At 54.0% G+C, this 12,754-nt stretch carries 12 protein-coding genes, 1 tRNA gene and 2 pseudogenes; 6 read left to right on the forward strand and 9 right to left on the reverse strand.

Annotation, left to right across the window (positions count from 1 at the left end):
• The first annotated feature begins 65 nt into the window (after nucleotides 1–65).
• Both ACK59Z_RS17950 and ACK59Z_RS17955 read left to right on the forward strand, forming a co-directional pair.
• Nucleotides 66–296, forward strand: a complete 231-nt coding sequence (locus ACK59Z_RS17950; protein ID WP_081237919.1) for a DUF4160 domain-containing protein — start codon at nucleotides 66–68, stop codon at nucleotides 294–296.
• The gene (locus ACK59Z_RS17955) at nucleotides 284–736 is read left to right on the forward strand and encodes a DUF2442 domain-containing protein (protein ID WP_103470261.1); all 453 of its coding nucleotides are present in this window, start codon (nucleotides 284–286) and stop codon (nucleotides 734–736) included. Before ACK59Z_RS17950 ends, ACK59Z_RS17955 begins: the two co-directional genes overlap by 13 nt.
• Nucleotides 737–1,387: 651 nt before the next feature.
• Here the strand turns inward: ACK59Z_RS17955 and ACK59Z_RS17960 are convergent.
• Together ACK59Z_RS17960 and ACK59Z_RS17965 are read right to left on the reverse strand one after the other, a co-directional pair.
• Nucleotides 1,388–2,152, reverse strand: a complete 765-nt coding sequence (locus ACK59Z_RS17960; RefSeq protein ID WP_409293524.1) for a hypothetical protein — start codon at nucleotides 2,150–2,152, stop codon at nucleotides 1,388–1,390.
• Nucleotides 2,153–2,264: 112 nt separating this feature from the next.
• Nucleotides 2,265–4,007 (reverse strand): anti-phage dCTP deaminase, encoded by a 1,743-nt coding sequence (locus tag ACK59Z_RS17965; protein ID WP_409293525.1) that lies wholly within the window; start codon nucleotides 4,005–4,007, stop codon nucleotides 2,265–2,267.
• 918 nt (nucleotides 4,008–4,925) lie between these two features.
• Here ACK59Z_RS17965 and ACK59Z_RS17970 point away from each other — a divergent pair.
• Nucleotides 4,926–5,081, forward strand: a pseudogene (locus ACK59Z_RS17970) (type II toxin-antitoxin system RelE/ParE family toxin); the annotation flags it as partial.
• On the opposite strand, the gene ACK59Z_RS17975 reads toward ACK59Z_RS17970, so the two are convergent.
• Nucleotides 5,078–5,401, reverse strand: a complete 324-nt coding sequence (locus ACK59Z_RS17975; protein ID WP_409293526.1) for a helix-turn-helix domain-containing protein — start codon at nucleotides 5,399–5,401, stop codon at nucleotides 5,078–5,080. The pseudogene ACK59Z_RS17970 and the gene ACK59Z_RS17975 sit on opposite strands and share 4 nt — an antisense overlap.
• 512 nt (nucleotides 5,402–5,913) lie before the next feature.
• On the opposite strand from ACK59Z_RS17975, the gene ACK59Z_RS17980 reads away from it, so the two are divergent.
• On the forward strand, nucleotides 5,914–6,330 hold the full coding sequence (locus ACK59Z_RS17980) for a transposase (RefSeq protein WP_409293527.1): 417 nt from the start codon (nucleotides 5,914–5,916) through the stop codon (nucleotides 6,328–6,330).
• A gap of 34 nt (nucleotides 6,331–6,364) precedes the next feature.
• Here ACK59Z_RS17980 and xerC read toward each other — a convergent pair whose 3' ends face one another.
• Nucleotides 6,365–7,339 carry a tyrosine recombinase XerC gene (xerC, locus tag ACK59Z_RS17985; protein ID WP_409293528.1) on the reverse strand — a complete coding sequence of 325 codons (975 nt, stop codon included), beginning with the start codon at nucleotides 7,337–7,339 and terminating at the stop codon, nucleotides 6,365–6,367.
• 101 nt (nucleotides 7,340–7,440) lie between these two features.
• Between xerC and ACK59Z_RS17990 the strand changes: the two are divergent.
• Nucleotides 7,441–7,944: pseudogene (locus tag ACK59Z_RS17990) on the forward strand (phage portal protein); the annotation flags it as partial.
• A gap of 61 nt (nucleotides 7,945–8,005) precedes the next feature.
• On the opposite strand, the gene ACK59Z_RS17995 reads toward ACK59Z_RS17990, so the two are convergent.
• The 4 genes from ACK59Z_RS17995 to ACK59Z_RS18010 all read right to left on the reverse strand — a co-directional run bounded on the left by ACK59Z_RS17995 (nucleotide 8,006) and on the right by ACK59Z_RS18010 (nucleotide 10,324).
• Nucleotides 8,006–8,659 carry a DUF4145 domain-containing protein gene (locus ACK59Z_RS17995; RefSeq protein WP_409293529.1) on the reverse strand — a complete coding sequence of 218 codons (654 nt, stop codon included), beginning with the start codon at nucleotides 8,657–8,659 and terminating at the stop codon, nucleotides 8,006–8,008.
• A gap of 645 nt (nucleotides 8,660–9,304) precedes the next feature.
• The gene (locus tag ACK59Z_RS18000) at nucleotides 9,305–9,817 is read right to left on the reverse strand and encodes a hypothetical protein (protein WP_409293530.1); all 513 of its coding nucleotides are present in this window, start codon (nucleotides 9,815–9,817) and stop codon (nucleotides 9,305–9,307) included.
• Nucleotides 9,818–9,901: 84 nt separating this feature from the next.
• Nucleotides 9,902–9,977: transfer RNA gene (locus tag ACK59Z_RS18005), tRNA-Thr, on the reverse strand.
• 98 nt (nucleotides 9,978–10,075) lie between these two features.
• Nucleotides 10,076–10,324 (reverse strand): hypothetical protein, encoded by a 249-nt coding sequence (locus ACK59Z_RS18010; protein ID WP_010951646.1) that lies wholly within the window; start codon nucleotides 10,322–10,324, stop codon nucleotides 10,076–10,078.
• Between the two features lie 525 nt (nucleotides 10,325–10,849).
• Here ACK59Z_RS18010 and ACK59Z_RS18015 point away from each other — a divergent pair.
• Nucleotides 10,850–11,140 (forward strand): DUF3077 domain-containing protein, encoded by a 291-nt coding sequence (locus tag ACK59Z_RS18015; RefSeq protein WP_003255753.1) that lies wholly within the window; start codon nucleotides 10,850–10,852, stop codon nucleotides 11,138–11,140.
• Nucleotides 11,141–11,494: 354 nt separating this feature from the next.
• On the opposite strand, the gene ACK59Z_RS18020 is transcribed toward ACK59Z_RS18015, so the two are convergent.
• A complete protein-coding gene (locus tag ACK59Z_RS18020) occupies nucleotides 11,495–12,700 on the reverse strand; it encodes a methyltransferase (RefSeq protein ID WP_409293531.1) in 1,206 nt (401 codons plus the stop codon).
• Nucleotides 12,701–12,754: the final 54 nt, after the last annotated feature.

The raw sequence follows: 12,754 nt of genomic DNA on the forward strand, positions 1-12,754 counted from the left end.
CGGTCTCTGGGTAACTTCACAGCCGGTCGGTTGCCGTATCGCCAAATTGGCGATACGATCATGCCATGTCTACCAAATACCGATTTCGCGACAAGTACCGCATCGAGCTAAGGGAAAGGGATCATCTACCACCCCACGTTCACCTTACGGGCGGTGGGGTGGATGTGGTGATCAGTCTGGAATCTGTGACTGTTAGCCAAGGCAGGGCACCTGCGAAAGTGGTGCAAGAAGCCCTGGCCTGGGTCGCGGCCAATCAGGCCGATTTGTTGAAGGAGTGGATGAAATGGCATCGATGAAACGTCCCCGTCTGAAGGGTGTACAGCCCCGATCGGGCGCTAGCCTTGAGCTAACCTTTACCAATGGTCAGCATTTCACCCTGGATATGAGTGATGCGCTCAAGACGTATCCTGGATTGGCGCCACTGTCCAAGCGAAAAGCGTTTGAAGGCGTCGTATTGGGTGACGGAGGATGGTCGGTGGAGTGGCCAGCGCTGGATATTCAGATTGGTGCGGATACCCTGCTATTGGACGCGCTTGCCCAGAACGCACCTGATGAAAACACCCGAGTTTTCATTCGCTGGCGCTTGCGGCACCGGATGACGCTCGACCAGGCAGCCGAAGCGCTGGGAGTCAGCGCCCGCAGCATCAGCCGCTACAGCAGTGGTCGTGAACCGGTACCACGCACATTGGCGCTGGCTTGCCTGGGTTGGGAGAGCCTGGAGCAAAGAGCCGCCTGATAGGGCTTTCTGACGCTTGTGGGAGGGCTGAGGTTTCGCTGTTCCGGTCTGAGATTGCCAGGGCCGCTTTGCGGCCCATCGCGGCGCAAGGCTGCTCCCACAGAAGACGCGACTTACTGGCGAATCCACTTCTCTGCGCGACGTTGGAGAACAGGCGGAACGCAAACCATCGCGGAGGGGGTTGCCGGAACACCTTTGAGTACGCCGTAGCTGAAAGCCGAAAAGGCCCACCTTTCGGTGAGCCCTTTTTGATACTGCGTAGGGTGCGGCACCAGACGAACGGTAGCTTTGGGCGAGGCCAGGTTTTCTGCGGGTCTGGAATTCGCTGGAAAATTCGGTGTACCCCAACTAGGAACTACAAATAAATTAGCTAGTTATGGCGTTCGGTGGAATCGAACTTGGGATTTTCTAGAGGTCAGCACATCGTCAGTCTGCATATAATTCAGAGCCTCAGACGGAATGGTAAGCCTCTTGAATTTGAACGTTGTAGATCATCCTCGCTGTAGAGAATAGGCAGGAATCCTTCCAAAGCTCCCGTGGCCACAGGCAGCAGACTGCCGAAAGCAGGAATCTAAAGCGCCTACTCAACTGGTGGGCGCTCCCGGCATCCCCGACCCCGCTTTAGTACAGCCAAACCCTAACCAACTTATTTCATCGCGTTAACAGTGGAGAGAGCCAGTGTAAAATTCTTCTTCGCCAGCTTTTACGGCGCGTTGGAATAGGGTTTTTTCCAACTTTCGTTAAAGGTAAAGGGCGAGTGGCTTTCCCATCCTGACTTAATTTATCGCCGACCTGCGCGGCGAACCCTTGGAGATGCCAGTACGCTTTTTGGGCAGCTTCAAGGTCATAGGTAACACCGCGGCGTATTTCCGCATGTAGGTGAATCGCATTTCTCATGCTGTAGACATCGCAGATCACGCCTTTAATCTTTAGATCGATGAGGCCCAACTGCCTCGCCGTTTCGGCTTTGTCTTCAAATACGATTTTTCGCTCATCTACACTGCGCTTCTCATTTTCGAAAACTGAGATATCTCCGGTAGGGTTATATTGTGTTTGAATTTTCCCAAGGATAACTTGTGAAACATTAATTCGTTTCTTATGTTCGTACGTCGTAAGCTTCACAACCTCAGGTGTCGATGCGTAATCTTGTAGCAGTATGTGGTGTAGAACTGCCTCGTAAATGGATGCGTAAAGCAATATTTGGATCTTGCATTGAGCCACCAAAAGCTCATCCTTAACTTGTAGCCCCTCCAGTACTTTGTAGATATACCTAGCAGTTTTAAATTCGTCTGCGAGACGTGTTTTTAACGCAGTGTCGGAAATGAACCAAAAATAGTTTTTATAATACTCATCATCTGGGAGGTGGGCTTGAACATAGGAAGCTATTTTTTGTTTGGTTTTCTTTTGAAAGGCCATGATCTGTTCTTGGTGAGGGTTGTTGTCTAGATGTAGGGAAAAGGGGCTGGCTTATTTTCGAAAAATTAATCAGCCTCCTTTATGCTTAAAGGTTCGATGTGTAGATTAATTATTATTCCATATATGCTAATTCGTCTTTGTAAGGTAGAACTGAGTCATATAATTGATGGTAGCCCTTGCCTACGGCTCCGTAGAATTGTAAGAGTTCAGGCGGATTCTCGCCGACTTCTAATATGTGATCATTCGCTATGCCAGGGTATGGATCGATAAAAATAATTTCTCTCAAACCCAATTGATAGGCTTTTTTTGCGCAAAGTTCACAAGGGCTGGCAGTGGTAAATAACTTTCCGCCCTCAATCGCCGCGCCACCATATTTCACAATTTGCAAAAATGCATTCTCTTCGGCATGAAGAGATCTAGTATGTACTTGGTTGCCACGTGTACGCTCACTGCTCTCCAAGCCGTTCCGGATATCTTTGAAACAGTAAGATAGGTTCTGACCGGTTGATTCTAACGCGTCAGCTAGCTTGATAAGTTTTTTGCCTGCGCTTAGTCTAAATTCAGAATTCGTTCGCTCGTATTTGCTATAGGCGACGGCGTCGAAATCGTTCATCAAGCCCTTAAGTGACCTTAGCGAGCACGGAATTTGTCCTTTTGCTACATCATTCCACCCAACAGCTTTGACAGAGTAATCTGCATCAGTTACTACGGCCCCCACCTGCCGAGAAACGCACCCCGAGTTACTTTTGGCAGAGTACGCAATTTGCATAACCCTCTCCATTGATGTTGGTGAGACAAGGCCAGGGTGGAGCATTAAAGCTACGTACCATGCCAGCTGGGCCTTTAGTATATTATTATTGTCAAGCTCGCCTCTTGGATTGAATAGATGTATGTCCGATATTTCAATGCATTGCTTAACGTTCTGGCTGATGAAGTCGGCGTGAGTGATCTTGGTTTTGCCTGACTCATGGTCATCAATTTCTCGAAGCTTATCAGAGGTGAACTTATGAACGCTGTGCAAATAAGCTGCACGATCATCGTCAGGAGCATTTATTGACACAAGATAGAATGCAGAATAACGGTCTTTGAAGAATCTGGCTTCATAGGGGTTTCGAATTGCATCTATAACTATCAGGGCCTTTTCTTTTATGCTCCTAATCCCTTTGATCACCCTGTTTATAGTTTCGGGAAGATGGAAGACGCTGGCGGGCATAAAATCGACGGACTTGTAGTCTTTGTCGATACATCCGATTTTTCTTATTGAATTCCCTGCTGATTGATAAACCGACACATAAAGTGCGTTATCAATTTGCCTCAACTCGCTTTTGAAGTCGTTTGTAAATTTTCTCATGAGTCGTAAAAAAGAAATAAATTTTTCCTTTTCTTTGTCTTGAAGCACGAATTTCTCTTCGTGATCCAATAGTTTACTCATTATAGGTGCGAATTTGGTTCTTATTTTGTTTTTGCCGTAGGAGCCGTTTTCTAAGATTTCGACTAATTTGGCATTGTCAATAGGGGCCTCCAATGCTCCGATGATAAATGAAAGAAGCTCATCGGTGTCCATTGATAACAAATAAGCTGATATTAAATCGCTTACCTTTATTGAATAGAATTGTACGATGTTCCGTTCGGCATAGCTCTTAAGTATCTCGTATCGCCTACCGTTTAAGCGTTCAAAAAAAGCTTTTCCTTTGTACTGGACGGCATTTAGATCTGGGAAATTTGGGTTGAGACTTTCAAGGATATTTGCCGCGGTAGTGCAGCCTGAGCCGGTTCGGCCTGTTAATCCTATTACAACAAATTTGCTACGTTCTCTGAAAAGGGATGTTACTACTTCCCTGTTGTGATTTACCATGCTTTCTCCACTTGCATTGTTGTATTTTATTTTCTGAAGCTTGACTTCGCCTAATCAGTTGTCTTTCACGGCTTGAGGCCTTCAGTGGCGGCACTTAAACTTTGGCTAACGGGCGAGCGTAGAATCTTCCTCCCAACCTCCAAACTGTATTGAGTGAGGGCCGGAGGCGTATGCAGCTATCTGAACTTACGGGCAAATCTACCTTTTACCACCTTGGTTAAATAGCTATTTAAACCATGGCCAGATCGAGCCAGCTGCTGTAGCTGAGAGACGATGGCAGCGCCAGGCCGCGTCCCGTCATAGAGATATTTCCAGCCGTCTTTGAAGGCTACGACGATTGAGCCTGGCCCAATCTCGTAACCGACAACGCCTGAGTCCCCGCCTTTATTCCTATACCTTTCCATGCCTACGGTCCTACCATGCTTGTGCGCTGCCAGCATGGTGGCACATGGCCGCACCCAAATACATCCGCCCTTAGTCAGGTGGCTGGAAACGGCCAGAACCCTAGGGGGCCGATAGGTGAACTTAAACTTTCGTTCCGCATGCTTTAGATCAGACGAGCGGCAGTGGTTGTGACGGGTGTGTGAGGATACCTGTCATCTATCACACGCCGTTTTGACAATGCCTTCATTGCTCCTACCGAACAGCTTTCGACGGCATAGCCAAGATACTGACCGTCATCGGCCATTCCGTTTTCCTACCAGTGCCATAGTTATAAGTCCGCACCTAGATACTCGTAGTCTTCCCCCACGTCATCCCGCCAAGAATGCTGAGTGTTATCAGGGATCAAGGCCCCTGCGACCTGTGGGGACTGTCCCCTACGCAGGACTGGCGGCTCCTTACGACCAGGAGCAAGGCATCTCATGATCAGGCCTCCTGAACACCGTTACCGGTGGGCGGGTGGAGGCAGCACTGGTCCAATGCGTGTATGTGGCCAAATTTGCAGACATGGTCGTCGTGTTGCATTCGTTCGTAAAAACGACCAACAGGTCCGACCGGCACGCGATGCAGGTCGCCGAAGAGCGGATGAAGGAGTTGAAGCAAGAACTGAGAAAAATGGGATACAGGGTTTAGCTGCCAGGCGTTTGGGTGATCACGATCTGGGGCGGTGAACCGGCATCGTTCGAGGGCAGGGTCAGGGTTGTGCGAAAGCCTAGCTTGTCCAGCATGTCCATCATGGCGTCCAAGGTGAATTTCTCGATCTTGCCATTTGCAAGCTCGGATATGCGGGATTGGGTTACGTTCAGTTTGGCTGCGGCATCATGCTGTTTGAGGCCCATTTTTTTGATGGAGTCAGTGATGAAAATGGACAAGTCCATTTTCAAGGCCATTTTGCTTGCGGTATCTGCGTCGTGGGTGGCGTGGAAAGGGCTTTCGTGGAATTGAAGCGCCATTGGCTTGCCTCGGCGGAAATATCTAAAATTTGCGATAAATCGTAGTGGGGATTGGTTGGCGAGTCAAAGCGTTTGTGTTGGAGGGTGTGTCTGTTTTTGAGCTGGGCTGGTGATCAGAGAATTGCTTCTGCTTGGGGTGGTTGGGGCTGCTGCGCAGCCCATCGCAGGCAAGCCAGCTCCTACACCGATCGTGGTGGCTTCAGGGCATCTGTAAGGCAGGGGATTGGGCGCTGCGGGGGGAAAACAAAAAAGGCCCACCTTTCGGTGAGCCTTTTTTGATACTGCGTATGGTGCCTGCACCAGGAATCGAACCCGGGACCTACTGATTACAAGAAAGATGCTCTCTGCTTAAAAATCAGGTAGTTACGTAGTTTTCTGGTACGTGAACTGTGAGCTGCAGGCGCCGAATTCACTGATACAAATTTCTGTTGGTACGCGGACGCACGGACTGAGGGTTGACCAGCTCACAGGACGGGCTACATTCGGACGGACACCAATCTGAGGCTTCAGAAATGACCACTGACGATGCGGTACGCCAGCAACACACGCTGCAGACTCTCGTGAGGCTCTCCGAGACAGAGGCCTATTGCGATATCACGTTCTTCAATCGTGAACCGTTACTGGGCGTCCGCTTGAGTCCTAAGCTCGGTGCCGCTCTGATGTACGGGGCAGGTGCGGCGAAGATTGCCTCGATTCTCTCAGCTCTAGAAACACGGACCGGCTTGTCCTTCAATGCGGCAGATGTGTGGGTGATTGTTGAATTTGGGCGCAGCCTGCCCACGCAAGAAGAGCTTGCGAATGTAGACCTTGCAGACGGGGACGCGGAAATCGCACCTGGTGTTTCTATGCGAGAAATGGCCCGGCAGGTCTATCACTGCCGGGATGACGTAGAAGCTGAGGCTATGCTGCGCAGGGTACTGGCGGCATGAGGCCGGCGCGGCGCTGTTTGCGCCGCACGTTTATTCAGTCCCCTGACGGGTGCACGAGGGGTAGGCTGAAATCGTAAATATCGAGCATGGACTCGTCGCGGTGGCCGCTGGCGTCCTGCTTCTGTTTGCGATCCCCAGGGGTATCTGTGATGCCCCGGCGTTTCAGGTCGTGTAGCGCGAAGCGCTGATCGTCTGTGAGGACCCCGTCCTTGATCGCCTTTGTGATGAAGCGCTGCCAGGTTGTGTCCAGGCTGGACTTCTGCAGCGCGCCGCCATGGGCTGCCACAATGATGAACCGGCGGTCTGCGGCCACCGGTACCGGAAAGGCTTGGGTAGTCCAGACTCGTTGCCGGTAAGCCTTGGCACCCTCCCAGGCCGACCGAAGCTTGGCAGTCCAGCGCACCACGTTGTCGCGGCTGCCCTTGCGTCTGTTGGTTTGTACGCCCTCTTCCAGTTCGTTTGCGTCGGTCAGAGTGACAGCCTCAATGCCTCGCAGCCGGCACAGGTAGGCCAGCTCCATGACATAACCCAGGTATGCCGGGCATGAACCACGTTGGCCACGCGTGAGCTGGCCTTTCTCGTGGGCGCGGGCAATGAGTGCGGCCATAATATTGGGGCTCGGCAGGCGGCGCTGCTTGCGTTCTGCCGGCGCCTCAATGCCCAGGGCCACGTTGATTTCCAGGTAGCCGCGGTTGCGCCCCCACTGCATCACGCGTCGAAGGTATCGCAGTACGTGCGCGGCCTTGGACGGTGTGCCTTCGTCTGCGATCCGATCGACCAGGCGTTGCACCAATGCCGATGTGAATTTACGCACAGACAGGTCGCCCAGGGGTTTCTGCAGCTTCGTTGGAATGGCCACCAGCACATTACGGCTGTACTCGTAGTCTTCTTGGGTCTTCTTCGCCAGTTTTTTGAACTGCGTGCTTTTGTGGAACTCCTCGCACAGGTGGTTGAGGCTTTCCCGATCGATGCCGTTCCTCTCCTCCATGATTCGGTGCAGTTCGGCCAACGTTGCAGTTGGCCCGGCGATGTTCGTCCGCTTGCGATTACCGCCCTCATCTCGCCAGGTGGTGTACCAGGCGCCGCTCCAGCGGCTGTCAAAGTAAACGGCTGCCGGCGCTGCAGGCCGCGCTGCTCAATGAGTCGGCCACGTTGTTCCGCCGGAAGTATTACCAGAATGGGAGCCATGCGGGCTTCATCCTGTACATGACCGACGCAGCCCAGAACGAAGATTTTGTCGATGACCTGCGCACGGCAATGAAAAGCAGCAAGGGCCCAGGCAACTTCCGCAACCTGTTCATGTACGCGCCCAACGGTAAGAAGGACGGCATTCAGCTGATCCCGATCAGCGAGGTGGCGGCGGAGGATGATTTCGGCGCAATCAAGAACATCAGTCGCGACGACCAGTTGGCGATGCTGCGTATACCGCCCCAGCTGATGGGGGTGGTGCCGCAGAACGCGGGCGGCTTCGGTTCGGTTCGTGACGCAACTCAGGTTTGGGCGATGAACGAGCTGGAGCCGGAACAGGCCAGGCTGTTGCAGATCAATGAGTGGCTTGGTGAAGAGGTGATCCGGTTCCAGCCGTATGAGGTTCCCGCCGGCAACGTGAACTGAGAAACCGAAAACAGAAAAGCCGCCCTTGGGCGGCTTATTCATTGCTCATATGCGCGTGATTTCAGTTCGCAGATGGCGCTTTGTCGCGCGCCTTCGCATCTTTCTCTTCGGCTGCGGTCCTAGCCCCTTCTGGAACCATATTATAAAGAGCAGCCAGTTCCTTCGGTTCGGTTATACCCTTACTTACGATAAGGTTAAGCATCAAGAACATTTTAGATGCCACTAGGTCAACGTCTTCGGCGGCCATCTCGCCAGGGTGAACCGCGTTGTTTCCTGTGATCCTTACAGTGTCGGCCACCTTAATGAGCAGCTGAGGAAGCACATTTTTTCGAGCAAGCTCCCTAATATCGACATCGATCTTTTCACCTTTCTCACCAAGGTGAACGCACAGTTTCTGCAAACCGAGACGAAGGAGGGCTGCCGCAGCACGTGGTGAACGGCTGAAGATATCAGCAGCCTCCTCATAATCCTTTCGCACATCAGCCGGCATATCAGGCACTGGAAGTGGAGCAGTTCCCCTGCTCGGCAAAATCATTCGACCGGCCTCGACCAACCAAATGCTTTCTTTTGAACACTTTGCACAAGATGCCGAACGTAACCCGGTGCGATTCATGGTTCCGTAAAACGACAGATCGCTCCACTTCATGTGGGCGAAGGCACCACACTTCGGGCAGTTGAAAGCTTCCAGACCCAGCGCTGGTATCACCACATCCATCGTCGCGACTCCCTCAGTTGAAAGGCCCGTAGGTTAACTGCCTTCCGAAAAAATCTACACATCTCTTCAGTTATCAGCCTGTTTTGACCCCGGCGCGCGCCCTCGTCCCCCCGCCACGCCTGCGGGCTAAACGTGTCGGAATTTCCGCACCCCTGCGCAGGTTCTGAACAGGCCAGTCTGTTGGGCTGTTGGGGAGAATTGCCGCTCAAGATCTTCTGCGAATCCCTGCACCGAAGAGGGGATCGCGACGGCGCAGAGCTGATTCTGAAGCATTGCTTGGCAGAGGTAGGGGGGTAGTCTCGACAAAAGAGTAACAAGCGTAATCGAGGGGAGGTGAGGTACTGAGGACCCCGTATTTACTGGGCTTCGCTGATTACAAAGAGAGGTAGTGGAAAGTTAATTGAAAAGGTAATTTTTCGCTAGGCCAATGATTTTAAAGGCTTTCAGCGAGACAAAATATCACTCAAATAAAGAGTAATCTGATTACTTATAGGTTACTTAAAAATTATTTTTCGGAGCGGCCTAAAGGTCGCGGAAATCAAGGGCTGCGGGCGAGAAAACGGTCAGGATTACTCAGGTTACTCTTTTTTAGGCATGCCACTACCTTGAAAGTAGAACCCTAGACACGGGTGCACGCGCACGCGTCTAGTCAATGATGTTCTTTTCGCTTCCGCTCTCTCGCAGCAGGAGGTTTATCTGCAAAAAGGCATTGAACGATCCGAACATGAACTCAAGGCTCCGGCGCAGGCCGGGCTTGTCATCAGAGTCGTGCTGCTGGTTCACCAGGGCGATAATCGACTGCTTATGGCCCTCAATTTCTAGCGGATCAGGCTCAAGCTCGTGAGCCATGGCGTTGCGTAGTTTGTTGAGCTTTTTGGCAACAGCCCACATTGGTTGCGCGTAGTCGTTGAACGTCTCTACGGAGAGCGCCTGGGCCAAACTGAGTACCTGGTGAAACTGAAACCTGGCACCTCGCAAATGCGACGGCTGAAGCACAGATCGGTGGCAGAAGTCCCGCAGCGCACCTTCGAGCAACAAATGGGCTTTGAGAATCATCGCCTCTTCGTCCAAATCTGCCGGGAAATGCTTGTCGAACATCTCCCCGTGCTGGGTGATGAAATCACTGCGGGCTGTGTCCAGGATCTCTGCATTTTTCATGGCAGGCCACTCGCCTTGGTACGTGCGTTGGTACGTGCAAAGCCAAAAAAAAGGGCCTGCATCACTGCAAGCCCTTGATTTATATGGTGCCGGCACCAGGAATCGAACCCGGGACCTACTGATTACAAGTCAGTTGCTCTACCATCTGAGCTATACCGGCAATGGGGCGTCATTATAGCGATCGTTTGGCGCCTGTAAACCACTTCCTTGCGAATGTTCGCAAAAGACCTAAGTCACCGGCCTAAAAGAAGAATTTTCCTACCAGCCGCGGTGCATGGTGGTGACGCTAGGCTCGCTTTTACCCGGGTTGAAAAACAGCTTGTCGTTGTCGCAGCCGCGCTTGCGGCATGGGGCTTCTGTGCGCAGGGGCAGGCCTTTGTCGCCGCCCAGTTGCATGCCGGGGTGGTTCCAGCCCAGGTTGCTGTTGGGGTGGGGCGAGGTACCGCCGGCGCAGCCGGTCAGGGCCAGGGCGAAGGTCAGCAGGGCGAGGGGGTTGGCTCGGGTCACGATGCTCAGGTCCGGTGGTCCATTGTCGGTTCTGGCGCAACGCCAGAAGGTCGCGGGGCTGGCGGGCAGCGCGCGACGTCACTTTTTAATGATTTGGGGGGCGGATGATACACCGTTGCGGGGGTGGAGCATTAGCCTTGTGTTGTCTGGTATGGCCTCTTCGCGGGTGAACCCGCTCCTACAAGGGGGCGGGTAAGCCGGGTTATCTGTGTAAGGGAATTCTGAACCATGGGGTCAAAAGCTTCAGGGTTTGGATGCTTCGGAAGTATCCTACGCGCGCCGCCGAAGTAACGCTGTTGTCGGGGAAGTGGCTCACGGATACCGTTTTCGGGTCGCTCTGGCGACCGGGTGTGAGAACCCGACTTTGAACGTATCGGCTGCGTAATGGCGACTGTGCGCGGGCAGACCTTGGTCTGGCCGAGCTTCCTACGTTCACTCGGTTTCTCACCTCGTGCACGGTTGCCGCCTTTGTTCCGTGAGAAAGAATGAACACGGCAACTCCTTTTGAACTAGGGAGTTTGAAAAGTGAAAACGATCGATTCTGATCCCAACAGCCCCAAACCAATCACAACCGCAGGCGTGGAAACCTTCCTCGCAGCCGGTAACCCATCCCTCAATCTCCTACGCGTAGAGCCCGGCGTCCCCGTCGACGCGGCCTACGAGCATGTCTCGATCCTGATGGGCTACATCAAGCACCTGGTGCGCGAGGGCGATATGGAGGACGACCATAAATTCCTGGGGGCAGCCGATTACCTGTGCGACATGGCCAAGGCGCTGATGAACGATATCGAGATCGCCAAGGGTAAGGCGCATTAGGCATTGACGCGGTCATTTGTGGGAGCGGCCTTGCGTCGCGAAAGGGCCGCAAAGCGGCCCCCGTTTTCGGCACAATCTCTGAAATCGCCGGGGCTGCTTTGCAGCCCATTCGCGACGCAAGGCCGCTCCCACAAAAGCCGCTTGCGCTAACCACAAGAAATGTTTATGCACAAGTGGCATCGGCGACCTGAGCGAAAGGCATGCCGGATCGCTACGCCGCTGGTCTTTGCGCAAACGCCCGTTTTTACTGGGCTGCAGCCGCAAGCAGGAATAAGCCAAGCGCTTGAAATAGCGCTTGGATCCAACAGGTAATCACAAGCTTGTTCACAGACTTATCCACAGGTTGTACTGCGGCTAACCGTCGCGTTCCGCAAGAATGAGCAGGTTGCGCGGGGTCAGTGGGTAATCGCAAAACAGGCCCAGGCGCACGTCATAGCCTTGTTCTTCGAGGAACAGGGCGCGATCGAGTACCAGCCACAGCTCCAGTGGCCGACGGAACAGGTTGCGTACGCGCTCCAGGTTCCGAACCTCGGCCAGGCGTTGCCAGCCCGCAGCTTCCAGCATTGCCCAGTCCGGGTTGCCGCTCACTGGCAATTGCTTCAGTTCAGCCAAGTCACGGCAGTATTGCTCGAAGGGCTTCTCCAGCCAGGCCACCGGCAGGGAAGGTGTCGGCAGGTATTCATCGCTCTGGCGCTGCTGGCGTTGCAGCAGGTCGAAGCCCAGGCGCCGGGCCATCGAGGTGTCGCGCTGGCGCCGCACGCGGGCGCCGGCAGTGACGGTTTCGCTCAAGGGCAGGCCCAGGTCGTCCAGCGACAGCTGCAGGCTCGACGCCTGCGCGGCTGTGGATAACGCCTGGTATTGCTGCGCGGCGATGCGGTTGTAGCAGCAGGGGGCTATGGCCAGTTGCCGGCAACCTTGCTGGCTGGCCAGTTGCAGCAGGCGTACATGCAGATCGCCACAGGCATGCAGGGCAACCACGCTTTTATCGTTAGCCAGGTGACGAGCGCTGTCGCTGGCCATCACATCCTGATGTACGTGCTGTGCTTGCAAGTGGTGGTGTGCACTCAGGGCCTGACCGGCAGCGACCAGGGCGGCGTCGTACTCCAGGCAGGTCAGGTGTTGCCCAGGTTGCAGCAGGCGACGGCCGAGGTGGCCTTTGCCAGAACACCAGTCCAGCCAGTGCCGGGGCTGCTCGCGGAAGGCCAGGTGGCTGGCGAAGGCTTCGATCTGTTGCCATTTGCGACCGGGGACGGCGACGTCCAGGCGGTGGGCGGCAGGCGGTAGATTGGTTTGCGCAAGGCTGCCGAGCGTGGCGAGCTGTCGGGCTTGTTCGGCCAGTTGCGGGAATGGGGCAGGCAAGCGGTCAGCGGCGCTGTCGGTTTCGGCGTCTGCCAGGGAACATTGGCGCAGGTGGGCGGCAAGCTCTGGGTGGGTGGTTTCCCAGGCCAGTTGCAGGGTGGTGAAGGGGCGGGGTTTCCACAGCTGTTGGTGCTCGATCAGGAACTGGTCGAGGGCCTGGAAGCGGGTGCTTAGGTGGTGGCTGTGGAGGGGGCGGGGCATGGGGATGTGTGTTGGGGTTGAGGGCCTGTTCGCGGGTAAACCCGCTCCTACGAA

The organism is Pseudomonas sp. KCJK9058, assembly GCF_046230975.1.
GTDB classification, from domain to species: domain Bacteria; phylum Pseudomonadota; class Gammaproteobacteria; order Pseudomonadales; family Pseudomonadaceae; genus Aquipseudomonas; species Aquipseudomonas alloputida.